The sequence below is a fragment of the Clostridium chauvoei genome (genome assembly GCF_002327185.1).
In the GTDB taxonomy this organism is placed as follows: domain Bacteria; phylum Bacillota; class Clostridia; order Clostridiales; family Clostridiaceae; genus Clostridium; species Clostridium chauvoei.
Map to the genome: position 1 here is coordinate 2,415,645 of NZ_CP018624.1, position 17,176 is coordinate 2,432,820.

A 17,176-nucleotide genomic window follows, 5' to 3' on the forward strand; every position below is an offset into this window, starting at 1 on the left:
TTTTTAAACCTAATTTAATTTTGACTTTCTTTGACTTTAATTATATATTAATACCTTTATTATGTCCATTTGGTATCATTGCAATCAATATATATTAATATAATCCACTTTTACTAAATTACCCTAAAATAATTAATCTTTTGGAATTATTTAAACATATTTTTCAAACACTAATAATATTAACTTTAAGAAAGGAGCTTACTATGGAAATTCAATGGTTTGGTGGTACCACCTTTATTATAAAAAATTCAATTGGCAAAAGAATATTAATAGATCCTATGCAAATAGGTGCCAGTATTAAAAAATATGATTTTAAAGTTGATATAATTACTTTAAATAGTCCAGATATATATCAAAATATCGAGCCCTACATTCAGAAAGAATGTACTATAATAAATAGCATTTCTTCTTTTTGTAATGAATATTTATCTTTAAATAGTTATAGTTCCTTTAAAGATAATATAATGGGGGCTAAAAGAGGTGAAAATATAATTTATATTTTTGAAATAGATGGCTTTAGACTTTGTCATTTAGGTACTCTTGGGCATACCCTAAATATTAATTTTGTTTCTAAATTGCAAAATTTAGATTTTTTATTTATTCCTATAGGAGGTCATTTTTCTTTAAATGGTATAGATGCTGCTAAGTTAGCCACATCTATTAATTCAAAGTATATAATTCCTATGTACTATAGAAATTTATATGATTATGCTTACTTAGATGGTCCGCATAAATTCTTATCTCATATGAAATGTGTAAAAAAATGTAATAGTACTTCTATTCAAACTAACTCTTTAGATTTTAAAAACAGTAATACAGTTCTATTACTTGAATGATATTTATTTACAAAATAAAAGAACCGTCATATAAAAGACGGTTCTTCTCATGTACATTACTCTTGAACTGGAGCTCCAACTGGACAAACATTTGCACAGTTTCCGCAATCTATGCAAGTATCTGCATCTATAACGAATTGAGTATCTCCTTGGCTTATAGCATTAACTGGACATTCTGCAGCGCATGCACCACAGTTTACACATGAATCTTGAATTACGAATGCCATAATTAGCACCTCCTAATTAATATGAAATTTATTTCTTCTTTATTTTAGCACAATGATTTCAATTTTAAAAGGGTTAAAAAGTATATCCTTATAGGATTTACCAGTCCTTTTATCCTTTACTCTACATCATATCCTGAATTTTCTAAAGAATTTATTATGTTATCTAGCTTTACAACTCTATCATCATATACAATACTAACTTCTTTTTTAGATACGCTAACTTCACAGGCAATTATTCCTTCATTACTGCTTATAGCTTCTCTTATAGCTATAATATCATTTTGTGTATTAAGATTATAAACTTTTAATGAAGATTTCACTTCTATTCCTCCTAATTGTCCTTTATAAGATTTTTAATTAAATTTTTATCTTCTGGTAATTCTATTTCAAGTTTAATATCTGATTCGTCTATAGAATCCTCATAACTTCCCTTTATAATAGTTACATCTTCTATCTTAAACTCTTCTATTACTTCTTCATCTACTCTCTTATATTTAACCTTAACACTCTCTTTAACAATATTATTACTTATAACTTCACCTTGCCCTTCAGACATTTCAACGATTGATCCAACTTTAGGCAATCTCTTTCTTATATCTTCATAAGTGCTTTGCTCATAATTTAAACAACACATAAGTCTTCCGCAAATCCCTGATATTTTAGTAGGATTTAAAGATAGGTTTTGTTCTTTTGCCATTTTTATAGATACTGAAGCAAAATCTCCTAAGAATGAAGAACAACACATAGGTCTACCACAAGGTCCTAATCCACCTAACATTTTAGCTTCATCTCTTACCCCTATTTGTCTAAGCTCTATTCTTGTTTTGAATATAGTTGCTAAATCCTTTACTAATTCCCTAAAATCAACTCTTCCGTCTGCTGTAAAGTAAAATATTACTTTGTTATTATCAAAAGTGTATTCTACATCTATTAACTTCATATTTAATCCATGCTCTTCAATCTTTTTAAGACATATTTCTAGAGCATCTTTTTCTTTGATTTTATTACTCTTATGTTTATCAACATCTTCTTGCTCAGCAATTCTTATAACACTCTTCAAAGGTGCTACTATGTCAGTCTCTGGTATTTCCTTCAAGCCAATTACACACTCGCCAAACTCAATACCTCTTGCTGTTTCAACAACTAAATAATTACCTTTTTTAATATCTAAATCCTTTGGATCAAAGTAATATATCTTTCCTGCCTTTTTAAATCTTACTCCCACAACTTTTATCATATTTAAACCTCCATAAAACCTATAAGCATTACTCTTATGGTTATAGCAAAATTAGAATTACTCATTAAATTAACTCTTGCTTCTCTTATTTTATCCAATAAGCTATTCAACTTTCTATAAGACATATCTATAGCTAGTTGTTGTAGCTCCTCTATTTTATCCCCATTTATTATTACACTATAATCATAAACTTCTTTATAAACCATTAGATCTCTTATAAAGGAGGCTAAAATGTTTAATATTTCCTCTTTATTATCCTTATACTCTAATATCTTTTCTTCAAAACTTAATAAAACTTCCCCATCATTTTTAGATAACGATTTAAGCAAGTCTAATATTAATTCTCTCAATTCTTTCAATCTTGTATCCGTTAAAAATCTTTCTGCCTTTCCTGGTATTCCCTCACTATAAGCAATACTAGCTAAAAGTTCTTCTTCACTTATATCATCTTTTATAAATTTTATATACTCTACTAATTCACTTTTAGATATAGGTGTTAATTTATATATTTGGCATCTTGATTTTATAGTATCTAATATTAGTTCTAAGCTTTCACAAAGAAGTATAATAAAAACTCCAATTGGTGGTTCCTCTATGGTCTTTAACAATGCATTTTGAGCTTGTGTCGTTAGTTTATTTCCTTCGTGGATAATTATTACCTTCTTATCTCCTTCAAAAGGCTTTTTACTAACTTCATCAATAATCTCTCTTACCTCATCTACCCCAAATGACGCCTTCTTAGGTCTATAATTTATTATGTCAACATAGTCCTTGTACTCTTCTTTATTTAAAATTTTAAGAGCAAATATTCTAGCTAAATTGCTTTTACCTATTCCGTCTTCCCCTACAATAAGGTGTGCATGAGATAAGTTGCCTGTATCAGCTCGCTTTTTAAAGCTACTAATTATTCTATCATGTCCTATAAATTCTCTCATTGCACGCCTCCATAATTTTATATTTTAACAAACTGATCAACATCTACTACAAAAACCGTTGCTCCCCCAACTTGTACTTCTATCGGATATGACATATACATATCTGCATTACCTGATATAGGTGTTGGAGTTGCTATCATTTGCTTTCTAGTTCTACAAATATCTTCTACAACCTCTATAACCTTTTGTACTTTTTCTTTTTCCACACCAATCATTAAAGTAGTATTTCCAGACTTTAAGAATCCTCCTGTAGTAGCTAACTTTGTAACTCTAAATCCAGCTTCTGTTATTGCATCTACTAGATCTAACGCATCATCGTCTTGTACAATTGCTATTACTAATTTCATAAAGACTCCTCCCCTTTAATTAAAAATTAAATCTCCTAAGAATATTTTATCATAAATCCTATAGAATTTAATTAAATTTTATATTATGATAAAATATTTTATAGTACCCTATTTAAAACTACATTTTTGACTTCTTCAAAGACTTCTTCTAATGTTTTTTCTGCATTTATTTTTATGATTTTTTCTTTATTATTTTGATATAAGATCTCATAACCATCTCTAACTTTGTGATGAAAATCTATTTTTTCTAAATCTAATCTATTAATTTCTCTTGTTGAATTTTTATTTATTCTTTCTAAGCCTACTTCTGGAGTTATATCAAATAATATTGTTAAATCAGGCATATACTCTCCAATTGCAAACTTATTTATTTCAAAAACATCATCAATTCCTAAGCCTCTTGCATAGCCTTGATAAGCTAATGATGAATAAATAAATCTATCACATAAAACTACTTTACCTTCATTTAAAGCTACTATAACCTTCTCAACTAAATGTTGTCTTCTAGCTGCTGCATATAATAATGCCTCTGTTCTTCCATCCATTTCAGTATTTTTAGTGTCTAATATAATAGATCTAATATCTTCTGATATTTTAATACCACCGGGTTCTCTAGTCTTAATACAATCTATTCCTCTTTCTTTTAAATGGTTATATACCATTTCTAGAACAGTACTCTTGCCTGATCCATCTCCACCTTCAAATACTATAAACTTACCTTTTTCCATTGTTGCTCCTTAATATTTAAATTTATAAATTATAATTACTAAATAAAGCTTTTTTAATCTTGTCCTTATAAAAGTCATACTGTTTATTATCTATATTAGTATTTACTATTTTGTCCTGACAACTTTTACAGATTAAGCTCTTTCCTACAATTATACCATCTTCCTGTTGATTTCTACATATAAAACATACTTTTTCACTTTCATGTATTTGAATACCTTTAAATTTTATTTTCATAAACCCACCCTCTTATTTTTTTAGTTAGTGTAAAGTTTTTTACACTACTTTTCTTTTTAAATCTTTATATATCAAGGTTTCGCCAGTTTTTTTGTATAAAAAAATAACGACCCCCTAATTTCATGTTAAAATTGAATCTCTAACCAAACAAAATCACACATGAAAGGATGTCGTTATTATGGATTCAATTATAACTTATTTAATTACTTATAATCAATATTTAATTGCCATTATCGGTCAATTACTTTTATTCATCTCAAAACATATTCCACTTAACCAGATGATATTTGATGATTCTAATAGTCCAGAATACCAAAAATTCAAAGTAGATAAGCTACCCACAATTATTAGATTTGAAAAGGTAGACTATATATTACTTTTAGCTTATTACAAACATAAATATAACAAGACCGTAAAACCCGTCCAAAGACGGAACGGGAAGTCTATCCCTAAAAAAACTAAATGTCCTAAGTGTGGTGCACCACATGAATATATATACGATAACAATGGCAGTAAAGGACAGTTTCAATGTAAAGTTTGTGGTCTTACATTTAAAGAAACTAATCACACAACTAAACCAATAGTATTTATATGTCCTTATTGCGGTGCTACGCTTACGGAACAAAAGCAACGCAAGCACTTTAAAATACATAAATGCAATAATTCTAAATGCTTATACTATCAAAGAAATCTTAAGAATCTTCCAAAGAATATTGATCCTTGTGATAAATACAAGTATAAGCTTCATTACATATATCGTGAATTTAATATTAACTTCTTTAAAATGGATCTATATCCAATATCAAAACATGCTACCGGATTTAGTTTTAAGAAGTTTAGCCCGCATATAATGGGACTATGCTTGACTTATCACGTTAATTGTAAAATGTCTACAAGACAAACAGCTCATGTTTTAAAAGAAGTTCATGGAATAAAAATTTCACATAGAACTGTTGCTAATTATGCTCTAACAGCAGCTGCTGTTATTAAGCCGTTTGTTGATACCTTTGATTACAAACCCTCTAAAATACTTTCTGCCGATGAAACTTATATAAAAGTAAAAGGCATTAAGCATTATGTCTGGATTGTAATGGATGCTTGTAAAAGGTCTATTCTAGGTTATCAAGTATCTGATACAAGAGATACTGGCCCTTGTATACTAGCAATGCGTATGGCTTTTGATAAGTTTAAAGACTTCCCTGGAAAAGCTTTAAACTTCGTTGCCGATGGTTACAGTTCATATCCGTTAGCGAAGCAACAATTTGAATTAGAAAAAAATAAAGAATTTAATCTAACTCAAGTTATCGGACTTACTAACGATGATCCAGTATCTGAAGAATTTCGTTGGGTTAAGCAAGTTGTAGAGCGTTTAAACCGTACCTTTAAATCTTCCTACAGGGGTACCTGTGGTTATGGAAGTGATGAAGGTGCTCTTTATGGCTTCTCCCTTTGGGTTGCTTATTACAACTTCTTACGCCCGCATCCTTACAATTACTGGCGTCCTTTAAACGAATTAAAGCAACTAGATGGTATTGACAATATGTCTGCAAAGTGGCAAATTCTTATCAGTCTCGGTCAACAAACCATATTACATATGCAAGAATCACAAACTTCTTGATAAATCATAAAATCAAATATTGATTAAGTTTTTGCCTCCGTTACCGAAGGTCTTTTTAGCATATTCAATTTTAAAATTTTCTTAGATATTATAAAGATATTTTTAACTATTATTCCAAATTAGCCATAAGCTATTTTTTCATACGAAACTTTACACTATCTTTTTTTATTATCTTAATTCTGACCATATGTAATGAATTTTATACTTTTGGGGAACTATAAAGTTAATAAATATTATTTGGTTTTTAAGGGAAACTAATATTGAAAATAATTTGGGAGGAATAAACTATGAAACAAGAGATGATTTCTTATTTGTCTACATGTCGTAATGACATTTTTGACCTGTGTAAGTATCTATATGATAATCCTGAAGATAGCTACAATGAAACTAAAGGTTGTAAGTATATATCTGACTTATTACTCAAATACGATTTTGAAGTAAAAAATAACTTTTTAGATTTATCTACTTCTTTTTATGCTACTAAAGGAAATGGGCATCCTAAGGTTTGCTTTCTATGTGAATATGATGCAATTCCTGGAGAAGGACATATAACAGGACATAACTTACTATCTTCAACTTCTATAGCTGCTGCTATAGCACTTGGTAAGGTTATTGATAAAATTGGTGGAACCGTTGTTGTTATAGGTTGTCCTGGTGAGTATCTAGGTGGCACTAAATCCGTTATGGTAAAACAAGGAGTTTTTGCAGATATTGATGTAGTTCTATTAGCACATCCTGATATTGTTACTTCTGAAAGTGGAAGTTCTTCTGCAATAATACCTTTAAGTATTAAATTTATAAGTGATAATGGATTGAGCTTTCTTAATAAAGGTAAGTACACTTCATTAGATGGAGTACTTCTAACATTTAATATTTTAAATGCACTATTAAAAGGATTTCCTGAAGATGTAGAAGTAAATTCTATCTTATCTCAAGGTGGTTTTACTCCACTTCTTTTACCTTCAGAATCAGAAGCTCAATTTTACATAAGAGCTAAAGATATGGATACAGCTAAAATAGCTGAAAATAAATTAAGAGAAATAGCCATATATGTTTCCAAGTTAATAAGAGTTCAATACTCTATATCCTTATATGAACCTGAGAACGAAGAACTTATTACTAACAGAACCTTAAATAGGCTATTTAGTCATAATCTTAAAGAAAATGGGATAATAAATATATCTGAACCTAGAGATGTTTATTCTGGTCTAAGCTTAGGTATTGTTAGTAAAACATTACCGTGTATTCATCCTTATATATCTATAATTGAGGATACTACTATAAAATATGGTTCAAAAGAATTTGCTAATGCAACAATTACTGAATACGCATTAGAACAAAGTTTAAAGGCTGCTCAAGCACTTGCTTTTACAGGATTAGATATTATACAAAATCAAAATCTTCTATGTGAAGTTAAAGATGAATTCTATAAAAAATAGGCTTCCGTTTGGAAGCCTATTTTTTTATAATATTAAACTGTCTTAGATAATTTACAACTTAAACTACCATGCTTTATTATTCTTTCAATAAATAAATTGCTTGGCTGGAAATTAAACTTTTTTATTTTATTTCCACTTTTGTAAATACAACAATAAATTTCACTACCAATTCTATTGCATAAATATTTTTTAGAATTTCTGATTGAAGAATACTCTTTAGGAATTTCATTTTTTTTACCTATGTATAATATATCCTGAATCTTTATGCTTTCTAAGTTTTTTTCCTCTCTGGTACTTATTTTATTTATTATTAGTTTTCCTGCTATTATCGAATGTTTATAAGCTAAACTCCAGGTTCCTAACTCTTTTAATAAAATAATTGTAGTAAGCAATAATAAAAACCCGTGTATTAAATAACCTAAAAAGTGATTATCTAATCCTATAATTTTTACAGCCTCTGATATATATAACATAACCGTAATAAGTACTATCGAAACAGAAATTACAGAAACCTTTCTTCGTGCAATAACCTCTCTATGCATCATATCAAAAAATCCCCCATAAATGCATTATCTCTTAATTTATAAAACAATATTGTGATTATACTAATTATTTTCACTTTTATCCACATCAAAATTCCTTCATTAATACTCATATTTGCAATTATTATAAGTTTAATATTAGTTTTTAAGAGAATATAGCCTTTTCCTAATTATAGCTTTAAGTATCTCTTATTTATACGCTTACATACCTCTTATTACTTATTTTCTCCTATTATAATTTTCTTTTTAATAGTATAATTGTTTCGGAGGTGTTATATAAAATGATTCAAATTTATAAAAGTAAAAGTGAGCAAGATCCTTCACTAAAAATATTGGATAATTTAGAACAAGGCTGTTGGATTAATATTATCGCTCCTTCAGATGAAGAATTAATATTAATATCAAAAAAAACAGGAGTACCACTTTCATTTTTAAAGGCGCCTTTAGATGACGAAGAAACATCTCGTATAGATATTGAAGATGGATGTGTCTTAGTAGTAGTCGATATTCCTTTTACAGAAATGGAAGATAACTCACTTACTTATGATACGTATCCTTTAGCTATAATACATACTGAAAAACAAATAATAACTGTTTGTTTGAAAAATAGTAGAATACTAACTGATTTTATAAACGGTAAAGTTAAGTCTTTTTATTCTTTTAAAAAATCTAGATTTATATTACAGGTATTAAATAAAATATCAACATATTACTTACTTTATCTTAGACAAATAGATAAAAAGAGTTTAATGATAGAAAAAAGACTTCATAAATCTATGAAAAATAGAGAATTAATTCAACTTCATTCTTTAGAGAAATCTTTAGTTTATTTTTCTACATCATTAAAAGCTAATGAAATAACCTTAGAAAAAATGCTTAAACTAGAAATAATGCAAAAATATGAAGATGATAAAGATGTGTTAGAAGATGTTATTATTGAAAATAAACAAGCAATAGAAATGACTGAAATATATAGTAACATTCTTGCTAGTACAATGGACTTTTTTGCATCTGTTATTTCAAATAATCTAAATATAGTAATGAAAATTCTAGCCTCTGTTACAATATTAATGGCAATTCCTACTGTAATTGGTGGTATATTTGGGATGAACTTCGTTGAAATGCCTTTATTAAAAAATCCTGCTGGATTTAATATCACTATGATAATAACAGCATTCTTAACTGCAATTACAGCATTTATCCTATATAAAAAAGGAATGTTTAGTTAAATTAATTTCATATATAAGTTTTATAATAAAAAGTTATTATTTTAAGTAATAGCTTTTTATTTTTTATAGTATATTTTAATATTAATATTTAAAAGTAGGTGAATTTATATTGATAAAATTAAACCCTCTATCTTCCTCTTCTACTATAGGGATAGTAGCTCCTGCCTCTTGTGAAGATTCTAATATTATAGATTCTAAAATATTAGAATTTGAAGAATTAGGTTTTAATATAAAAAAAGGAAAGCATATTTATGATAAATACGGTTATTTAGCTGGTACGGATGAAGATAGAGCGAAGGATATAATTGATATGTTTACTGATAGTACTGTAGATGCTATTGTATGTTTAAGAGGTGGCTATGGTTCTATAAGAATGATTCCTTATCTAGACTTTAAAAAAATCAAACAAAACCCTAAGCCATTCTGTGGCTATAGTGATATAACGTTACTTCTTAATTATATATCGAATAGATGTAACTTTACTACGTTCCATAGTCCAATGATAACATCTAATTTAAAAGATCAACTTACGCAAACTTATTTTATTAATACATTAACTAATTATAATATACCTTTTTATAACTTAAAAACTATTGGTAAAAATACTATAAGCTATATTAATAAAGATAGCTTTCATGGGAAACTTGTTGGAGGTAATCTTAGCCTTATCTGCTCTTCTATTGGGACACCTTATGAAATTAACTTTAAAAATTCAATTGTATTAATTGAAGAGGTTAGTGAAAAACCTTATGCAGTAGATAGAATGCTCTCTCAACTTATCTCATCTGGTAAATTTAAAAATTGTTCTGGCATTATTTTAGGACATTTTACAGATTGTATTTCTTCTAAAACATCTAATAGTTTCGATATTTCTAATATTATCGCTCAAAAATTATCCCCATTAAAAATTCCGATAATAAATGGTTTTCCAACTGGACATAGTTATCCAAATATAACATTACCTATTGGAGCTAAATTAACATTTAACTATAAAAATGATTTGCTATATATCTCTGATAATATATTTAAAAATTCTAAATAAAGTAAAAAAACCTACAAGTAAAACTTGTAGGTTTTTTGGAGGCGCCACCCGGATTTGAACCGGGGATAAAGGTTTTGCAGACCTCTGCCTTACCACTTGGCTATAGCGCCATACCTGGTGGCTCGACCAGGAATCGAACCAGGGACACGAGGATTTTCAGTCCTCTGCTCTACCGACTGAGCTATCGAGCCACATTACCTGGCAACGTTCTACTCTCCCACACAGTCTCCCATGCAGTACCATCGACGCTGTAGAGCTTAACTTTCCTGTTCGGAATGGGAAGGAGTGTTTCCTCTACGCCATCATCACCAGATGCATTGTCACCCCAAATCTATGATTTGGTTGGTGTAAAGCACTTAGCATAGCTAAGTTACCTTTTCAGAGATGTTCTCTGAAAATTGCACATGAATTTTTGCCATTTCGTTATTGGTCAAGCCCTCGACCTATTAGTATCAGTCAGCTAAATATGTTACCACACTTACACCTCTGACCTATCAACCTTGTGTTCTTCAAGGGGTCTTACTAGCTTATGCTATGGGAAATCTCATCTTGAGGGGGGCTTCACGCTTAGATGCTTTCAGCGTTTATCCCTTCCCGACTTAGCTACCCAGCCATGCTCTTGGCAGAACAACTGGTGCACCAGAGGTCAGTCCATCCCGGTCCTCTCGTACTAAGGACAGCTCCTCTCAAATTTCCTACGCCCGCGACGGATAGGGACCGAACTGTCTCACGACGTTCTGAACCCAGCTCGCGTGCCGCTTTAATGGGCGAACAGCCCAACCCTTGGGACCTACTACAGCCCCAGGATGCGACGAGCCGACATCGAGGTGCCAAACCTCCCCGTCGATGTGGACTCTTGGGGGAGATCAGCCTGTTATCCCCGAGGTAGCTTTTATCCGTTGAGCGATGGCCCTCCCACGAGGTACCACCGGATCACTAAGCCCGACTTTCGTCCCTGCTCCACTTGTGGGTGTCGCAGTCAGGCTCCCTTCTGCCTTTGCACTCTTCGAACGATTTCCGACCGTTCTGAGGAAACCTTTGGGCGCCTCCGTTACTTTTTAGGAGGCGACCGCCCCAGTCAAACTGCCCACCTAACAATGTCCCGTCACCAGATTCATGGCGTCCGGTTAGAACCCCAATACTGTCAGGGTGGTATCCCAAGGATGACTCCACCAAGGCTGACGCCCTAGTTTCCCAGTCTCCCACCTATCCTGTACAGACAATATCGGAATTCAATGCTAAGCTACAGTAAAGCTCTACGGGGTCTTTCCGTCCAATCGCGGGTAGCGAGCATCTTCACTCGCACTACAACTTCGCCGGATTTGCAGTTGAGACAGTGCCCAAGTCATTACGCCATTCGTGCGGGTCAGAACTTACCTGACAAGGAATTTCGCTACCTTAGGACCGTTATAGTTACGGCCGCCGTTTACTGGGGCTTAAGTTCACACCTTCGCTTGCGCTAAGTGTTCCCCTTAACCTTCCAGCACCGGGCAGGCGTCAGCCCCTATACATCAGCTTGCGCTTTAGCAGAGACCTGTGTTTTTGCTAAACAGTTGCTTGGGCCTATTCTCTGCGGCCTACTCTCGTAGGCACCCCTTCTCGCTAACTTACGGGGTCAATTTGCCTAGTTCCTTAACTGCAATTCTTCCGCTGGTCTTAGGATTCTCTCCTCATCTACCTGTGTCGGTTTGCGGTACGGGCACTACTTCTCTCTCTAGATGCTTTTCTTGGAAGCATGGAATCAGATACTTCAGCCTTTTGGCCTTCCCCATCACGCCTCAGAATTGTTGAAACGGATTTGCCTGTTTCAACTCCCTAAACGCTTAGACTAGCATTTCCAATCGCTAGCACATCCTATCCTTCTCCGTCACACCATCGATAATAACGATTGTAGTGGTATCGGAATATCAACCGATTGTCCATCGCCTACGCCTATCGGCCTCGGCTTAGGTCCCGACTAACCCTGGGCGGACGAGCCTTCCCCAGGAAACCTTAGATTTTCGACCTGTGAGATTCTCACTCACATCTCGCTACTAATGCCAACATTCTCACTCGTAATCAGTCCACCGCTCCTTACGGTACGACTTCAGCCCGATTACGACGCTCCTCTACCGCTCATCTTACGATGAGCCCGTAGCTTCGGTGGTAAGTTTGAGCCCCGGACATTTTCGGCGCAGGATCTCTCGACTAGTGAGCTATTACGCACTCTTTCAATGAGTGGCTGCTTCTAAGCCAACATCCTAGTTGTCTTAGAAATCCCACATCCTTTTCCACTTAACTTACACTTTGGGACCTTAGCTGACGATCTGGGCTTTTTCCCTTTTGACCACGGATCTTATCATTCGTAGTCTGACTGCCGGACTAATAGTATATGGCATTCGGAGTTTGATAAGGTTCGGTAAGCGATACGCCCCCTAGCCCATTCAGTGCTCTACCTCCATTACTCATATCCGACGCTAGCCCTAAAGCTATTTCGAGGAGAACCAGCTATCTCCGAGTTCGATTGGAATTTCTCCGCTATCCACAGCTCATCCCATGCTTTTTCAACAGCAACGTGGTTCGGTCCTCCACGGGGTTTTACCCCCGCTTCAACCTGGCCATGGATAGGTCACCCGGTTTCGGGTCTACGGCATGCAACTAGTCGCCCTATTAAGACTCGGTTTCCCTTCGGCTCCGTACCTTAAGTACTTAACCTTGCTACATACCGTAACTCGTTGGCTCGTTCTACAAAAAGCACGTCATCACACTCATATGGTGCTCTGACCGGTTGTAGGCACACGGTTTCAGGTTCTATTTCACTCCCCTCCCGGGGTTCTTTTCACCTTTCCCTCACGGTACTGCTTCACTATCGGTCATCAGGTAGTATTTAGCCTTGGGAGGTGGTCCTCCCTGCTTCCCACAAGGTTTCACGTGTCTCGTGGTACTCTGGATCAGAACTTAGTTATTATAATTTTTACCTACGTGGCTATTACACTCTATGGCCTAACTTTCCAGTTATTTTCAGTTAATTATAACTTCCCGTTAATGTTCTGTCCGCAACCCCAGAGATAAATCTCTGGTTTGGGCTCTTTCCCTTTCGCTCGCCGCTACTCAGAAAATCGATTTTTCTTTCTCTTCCTCTAGGTACTTAGATGTTTCAGTTCCCTAGGTTTACCTTCCTGTAACTATTTATTCATTACAGGATACATGGGGTTTCCCATGTGAGTTCCCTCATTCGGAAATCTCCGGATCACTGGCTATGTGCGCCTACCCGAAGCTTATCGCAGCTTATCACGTCCTTCATCGGCTCCTGATGCCAAGGCATTCACCATGCGCCCTTTGTAGCTTGACCTTTACGGTTCTCTTTTTACAAAGAGTCAATTTATATCACAAAGAATATTTTTCTTGGCTTGTTGTCACTTCTCAATTAACATTTGTTAATAAAGTTGTTTTAATTCATGTGCAATTTTCAAAGAACAATGGTGGGTCTAAATGGACTCGAACCATCGACCTCACGCTTATCAGGCGTGCGCTCTAACCAGCTGAGCTATAGACCCATGTGGTGGAGATAAAGAGATTCGAACTCTTGACCCCTTGCGTGCAAGGCAAGTGCTCTCCCAACTGAGCTATACCCCCACATGTTTTGAGGTAGATCCCTCAAAATTGAACAGAAGTTAAGATAACGCTTCTTTTGAAATATACTAGTTAATCATCTTGTTAACTATATTTCTCCATAGAAAGGAGGTGATCCAGCCGCAGGTTCTCCTACGGCTACCTTGTTACGACTTCACCCCAATCGCTGACCCTACCTTAGGTCGCTGCCTCCTTGCGGTTAGCTCACGAACTTTGGGTATTGCCAACTCTCATGGTGTGACGGGCGGTGTGTACAAGGCCCGGGAACGTATTCACCGCGACATGCTGATTCGCGATTACTAGCAACTCCAGCTTCATGTAGGCGAGTTTCAGCCTACAATCCGAACTGAGACAAGTTTTATAGTTTAGCTCCACCTCGCGGTATTGCATCTCGTTGTACTTGCCATTGTAGCACGTGTGTAGCCCTAGACATAAGGGGCATGATGATTTGACGTCATCCCCACCTTCCTCCCGGTTAACCCGGGCAGTCTCGCTAGAGTGCTCAACTAAATGGTAGCAACTAACAATAAGGGTTGCGCTCGTTGCGGGACTTAACCCAACATCTCACGACACGAGCTGACGACAACCATGCACCACCTGTCATCCTGTCTCCGAAGAGACTTCCTCGATTAAGAGTAATGCAGGAGATGTCAAGTCTAGGTAAGGTTCTTCGCGTTGCTTCGAATTAAACCACATGCTCCGCTGCTTGTGCGGGCCCCCGTCAATTCCTTTGAGTTTTAATCTTGCGACCGTACTCCCCAGGCGGGATACTTAATGTGTTAACGGCGGCACGGAAGGAGTTGATACCTCCCACACCTAGTATCCATCGTTTACGGCGTGGACTACCAGGGTATCTAATCCTGTTTGCTCCCCACGCTTTCGAGCCTCAGCGTCAGTTACAGTCCAGAGAGTCGCCTTCGCCACTGGTGTTCTTCCTAATCTCTACGCATTTCACCGCTACACTAGGAATTCCACTCTCCTCTCCTGCACTCTAGACTTCCAGTTTGAAATGCAGCACCCAAGTTGAGCCCGGGTATTTCACATCTCACTTAAAAGTCCGCCTACGCTCCCTTTACGCCCAGTAAATCCGGACAACGCTCGCCACCTACGTATTACCGCGGCTGCTGGCACGTAGTTAGCCGTGGCTTCCTCCTCAGGTACCGTCATTATCGTCCCTGAAGACAGAGCTTTACGATCCGAAAACCTTCATCACTCACGCGGCGTTGCTGCATCAGGGTTTCCCCCATTGTGCAATATTCCCCACTGCTGCCTCCCGTAGGAGTCTGGGCCGTGTCTCAGTCCCAATGTGGCCGATCACCCTCTCAGGTCGGCTACGCATCGTCGCCTTGGTGAGCCGTTACCTCACCAACTAGCTAATGCGCCGCGGGCCCATCTTGTAGCGGATCACTCCTTTAATTACTGCTCCATGCGAAGCTGCAATATTATGCGGTATTAATCTTCCTTTCGGAAGGCTATTCCCCTCTACAAGGCAGGTTGCCCACGTGTTACTCACCCGTCCGCCGCTAGGTTTGTTCCCGAAGGAACTCTCCTCGCTCGACTTGCATGTGTTAGGCACGCCGCCAGCGTTCGTCCTGAGCCAGGATCAAACTCTCACTAAAAAGTTTAATCTGTGCTCAAATTACTTTGAGTCTTTGTTTTAAGACTTTCAAAAGAATTGCTGGTTATACTTAACTTTTATTCTGTTCAATTTTCAAAGATCTAATTTCTTGCAATCTCTCGACCGCTTAATCATAATAACATTTTCTCATTTCCTTGTCAACATATTTTTTAAAATATATTTTCAAGTTTTTCGTTTTGTCCTCGTTGTTCCCGACGACGCTATTTATAATATCATGATTACGAAGAATAACATACTATAAATCTATTAATTTTTGAGTTTTATTTCTATTTTACTACTATTTTCTTGTATTTTCTAAGTTTTTCATATAAAGATACGCCAGGCATAGTTAACTCTATATATCATAATTATACTAAATATATTATTATAAAAGTACGATACTTATATTAAAGTTAAAACTTTATAATTTAAATTTTAAATTACATTAAATTAATATAAACTATTATATATTAGTATTAGCACATTATTTAGGAGGTTTATTATGCTAAAAAAAATTTTACCTTTAATTTTATTATCTAGCATTTTATTAATTGGTTGTACCAAACAAGAAGATAAAGAAAATAAAATTAAAAATAATACTACTACAGTAGAATCACAAACACCTTCCCCTACAACTAACACAAATATAGTTTTAGTTGAAAAATCAAATTCATACTCTCCATATTTAAATATAGGTAATCTAACTTTCTTTCCAGATAAAGAAAATAACAATAAATTATCTACTATAGAAAAACCTAAAGCTACTGGTTATATATCAACTAAAGATATAAAAGATATTTTTAATTACCCAGTAGAATCTACAGCTTCTATAGATGAATGTATTTATTTTCCAAACGGTTCTGATAATAATTTTTTATACAAATTAGATTATCAACGTAATGAAATAACCAAAATTAATAATAACTCTGTTTATAATATAACTTCTAACATGAAATCACTTTATTATATAAATAGAGATGATAACAATAAAATTTATACATATAATCTAGAAACTAGTACATCTTCCTCACTTACAGCTGATTCTTGTGGTAAATTTTTAATAAATGGAGATTTTATCTTATATCAAAACACTAGTGATAACTCTAAACTTTATATTGTAAAACTAGATGGTACTAATAAAAAGCAATTAACCAATACTTCTGTTGATAGTTTTACTGTTTATAATAGTCAAATACTTTATATAAATTCTCATGACAATAACTCGTTATATAAATTAGATCCAAATTCAACTTCAACAAATAGAGTAGACCTAATTAATGGTACAAATCTTAAATGTTTTGATAACAAATTATATTTCATCGATAATAGTAATAATAACTTATGTTCATTATCAGTAGATTTAACTAAAAATACTGCAACTACATCAAATGTAACTACTGATTCTATTAATAATTATTTTATTACTGATAACGGAATATTCTTAGATAAAACTATAGATGTAAATAAAACATATATCCTTAAATAAAAAAACGCCTACAGATTAATAAAGTTAACCTGTAGGTGTTTTGTT

14 protein-coding genes, 4 tRNA genes and 3 rRNA genes are annotated in these 17,176 nt (G+C 34.2%); 6 read left to right on the forward strand and 15 right to left on the reverse strand.

Annotation, left to right across the window (positions count from 1 at the left end):
* The first annotated feature begins 203 nt into the window (after positions 1-203).
* Positions 204-836 (forward strand): MBL fold metallo-hydrolase, encoded by a 633-nt coding sequence (locus BTM21_RS11380; protein ID WP_079481037.1) that lies wholly within the window; start codon positions 204-206, stop codon positions 834-836.
* 56 nt (positions 837-892) lie between these two features.
* Here the strand turns inward: BTM21_RS11380 and BTM21_RS11385 are convergent, their stop codons facing one another.
* From BTM21_RS11385 to BTM21_RS11415, 7 genes are all read right to left on the reverse strand, one after another.
* A complete protein-coding gene (locus BTM21_RS11385; RefSeq protein WP_021876904.1) occupies positions 893-1,063 on the reverse strand; it encodes a DUF362 domain-containing protein in 171 nt (56 codons plus the stop codon).
* Positions 1,064-1,179: 116 nt separating this feature from the next.
* On the reverse strand, positions 1,180-1,383 hold the full coding sequence (locus BTM21_RS11390; RefSeq protein WP_021876903.1) for a heavy-metal-associated domain-containing protein: 204 nt from the start codon (positions 1,381-1,383) through the stop codon (positions 1,180-1,182).
* Positions 1,384-1,394: 11 nt separating this feature from the next.
* Positions 1,395-2,300, reverse strand: a complete 906-nt coding sequence (locus tag BTM21_RS11395; protein ID WP_021876902.1) for a PSP1 domain-containing protein — start codon at positions 2,298-2,300, stop codon at positions 1,395-1,397.
* Positions 2,301-2,302: 2 nt separating this feature from the next.
* On the reverse strand, positions 2,303-3,235 hold the full coding sequence (locus BTM21_RS11400) for a DNA polymerase III subunit delta' (protein ID WP_021876901.1): 933 nt from the start codon (positions 3,233-3,235) through the stop codon (positions 2,303-2,305).
* A 17-nt stretch (positions 3,236-3,252) separates the two neighbouring features.
* Entirely contained in the window at positions 3,253-3,582 is a 330-nt protein-coding gene (locus tag BTM21_RS11405) for a cyclic-di-AMP receptor (RefSeq protein ID WP_021876900.1), read from the reverse strand.
* Positions 3,583-3,680: 98 nt separating this feature from the next.
* On the reverse strand, positions 3,681-4,310 hold the full coding sequence (gene tmk, locus BTM21_RS11410) for a dTMP kinase (protein WP_021876899.1): 630 nt from the start codon (positions 4,308-4,310) through the stop codon (positions 3,681-3,683).
* A 22-nt stretch (positions 4,311-4,332) separates the two neighbouring features.
* Entirely contained in the window at positions 4,333-4,545 is a 213-nt protein-coding gene (locus tag BTM21_RS11415) for a sigma factor G inhibitor Gin (protein ID WP_021876898.1), read from the reverse strand.
* A gap of 178 nt (positions 4,546-4,723) precedes the next feature.
* Between BTM21_RS11415 and BTM21_RS11420 the strand changes: the two genes are divergently transcribed.
* Positions 4,724-6,163, forward strand: coding sequence for a DDE-type integrase/transposase/recombinase (locus tag BTM21_RS11420; RefSeq protein WP_079481036.1), 1,440 nt, complete (start codon positions 4,724-4,726; stop codon positions 6,161-6,163).
* 287 nt (positions 6,164-6,450) lie between these two features.
* Positions 6,451-7,602 carry a zinc-binding metallopeptidase family protein gene (locus BTM21_RS11425; protein ID WP_079481035.1) on the forward strand — a complete coding sequence of 384 codons (1,152 nt, stop codon included), beginning with the start codon at positions 6,451-6,453 and terminating at the stop codon, positions 7,600-7,602.
* Positions 7,603-7,634: 32 nt separating this feature from the next.
* Here BTM21_RS11425 and BTM21_RS11430 read toward each other — a convergent pair whose 3' ends face one another.
* The gene (locus BTM21_RS11430; protein ID WP_021876896.1) at positions 7,635-8,147 is read right to left on the reverse strand and encodes a hypothetical protein; all 513 of its coding nucleotides are present in this window, start codon (positions 8,145-8,147) and stop codon (positions 7,635-7,637) included.
* 278 nt (positions 8,148-8,425) lie between these two features.
* On the opposite strand from BTM21_RS11430, the gene BTM21_RS11435 reads away from it, so the two are divergent.
* Together BTM21_RS11435 and BTM21_RS11440 are read left to right on the forward strand one after the other, a co-directional pair.
* Complete coding sequence (locus BTM21_RS11435) at positions 8,426-9,373, forward strand: magnesium transporter CorA family protein (RefSeq protein WP_021876895.1); 948 nt, start codon at positions 8,426-8,428, stop codon at positions 9,371-9,373.
* A gap of 109 nt (positions 9,374-9,482) precedes the next feature.
* Complete coding sequence (locus BTM21_RS11440) at positions 9,483-10,415, forward strand: S66 peptidase family protein (protein WP_021876894.1); 933 nt, start codon at positions 9,483-9,485, stop codon at positions 10,413-10,415.
* Positions 10,416-10,451: 36 nt separating this feature from the next.
* On the opposite strand, the gene BTM21_RS11445 is transcribed toward BTM21_RS11440, so the two are convergent.
* The 7 genes from BTM21_RS11445 to BTM21_RS11475 form a co-directional block, all read right to left on the reverse strand.
* Positions 10,452-10,525: transfer RNA gene (locus BTM21_RS11445), tRNA-Cys, on the reverse strand.
* A gap of 5 nt (positions 10,526-10,530) precedes the next feature.
* Positions 10,531-10,606, reverse strand: a tRNA-Phe gene (locus BTM21_RS11450).
* A 5-nt stretch (positions 10,607-10,611) separates the two neighbouring features.
* Positions 10,612-10,728 (reverse strand): 5S ribosomal RNA (gene rrf / locus BTM21_RS11455).
* A gap of 113 nt (positions 10,729-10,841) precedes the next feature.
* Positions 10,842-13,746 (reverse strand): 23S ribosomal RNA (locus BTM21_RS11460).
* A 128-nt stretch (positions 13,747-13,874) separates the two neighbouring features.
* Positions 13,875-13,951 (reverse strand) — tRNA-Ile (locus BTM21_RS11465).
* Positions 13,952-13,954: 3 nt separating this feature from the next.
* A tRNA-Ala gene (locus BTM21_RS11470) sits at positions 13,955-14,030 on the reverse strand.
* Positions 14,031-14,131: 101 nt separating this feature from the next.
* A 16S ribosomal RNA gene (locus BTM21_RS11475) occupies positions 14,132-15,646 on the reverse strand.
* Together the 16S, 23S and 5S rRNA genes with 4 tRNA genes alongside form the textbook arrangement of a ribosomal RNA operon.
* Before the next feature lie 501 nt (positions 15,647-16,147).
* Between BTM21_RS11475 and BTM21_RS11480 the strand changes: the two genes are divergently transcribed.
* The gene (locus BTM21_RS11480; protein ID WP_021876792.1) at positions 16,148-17,131 is read left to right on the forward strand and encodes a DUF5050 domain-containing protein; all 984 of its coding nucleotides are present in this window, start codon (positions 16,148-16,150) and stop codon (positions 17,129-17,131) included.
* Positions 17,132-17,176: the final 45 nt, after the last annotated feature.

Coding starts and splice junctions, on each gene's coding strand:
- BTM21_RS11380 (WP_079481037.1), top strand. CDS start 204: ATGGAAATTCAATGGTTTGGTGGTACCACCTTTATTATAAAAAATTCA.
- BTM21_RS11385 (WP_021876904.1), bottom strand. CDS start 1,063: ATGGCATTCGTAATTCAAGATTCATGTGTAAACTGTGGTGCATGCGCT.
- BTM21_RS11395 (WP_021876902.1), bottom strand. CDS start 2,300: ATGATAAAAGTTGTGGGAGTAAGATTTAAAAAGGCAGGAAAGATATAT.
- BTM21_RS11400 (WP_021876901.1), bottom strand. CDS start 3,235: ATGAGAGAATTTATAGGACATGATAGAATAATTAGTAGCTTTAAAAAG.
- BTM21_RS11405 (WP_021876900.1), bottom strand. CDS start 3,582: ATGAAATTAGTAATAGCAATTGTACAAGACGATGATGCGTTAGATCTA.
- tmk (WP_021876899.1), bottom strand. CDS start 4,310: ATGGAAAAAGGTAAGTTTATAGTATTTGAAGGTGGAGATGGATCAGGC.
- BTM21_RS11415 (WP_021876898.1), bottom strand. CDS start 4,545: ATGAAAATAAAATTTAAAGGTATTCAAATACATGAAAGTGAAAAAGTA.
- BTM21_RS11420 (WP_079481036.1), top strand. CDS start 4,724: ATGGATTCAATTATAACTTATTTAATTACTTATAATCAATATTTAATT.
- BTM21_RS11425 (WP_079481035.1), top strand. CDS start 6,451: ATGAAACAAGAGATGATTTCTTATTTGTCTACATGTCGTAATGACATT.
- BTM21_RS11430 (WP_021876896.1), bottom strand. CDS start 8,147: ATGATGCATAGAGAGGTTATTGCACGAAGAAAGGTTTCTGTAATTTCT.
- BTM21_RS11435 (WP_021876895.1), top strand. CDS start 8,426: ATGATTCAAATTTATAAAAGTAAAAGTGAGCAAGATCCTTCACTAAAA.
- BTM21_RS11480 (WP_021876792.1), top strand. CDS start 16,148: ATGCTAAAAAAAATTTTACCTTTAATTTTATTATCTAGCATTTTATTA.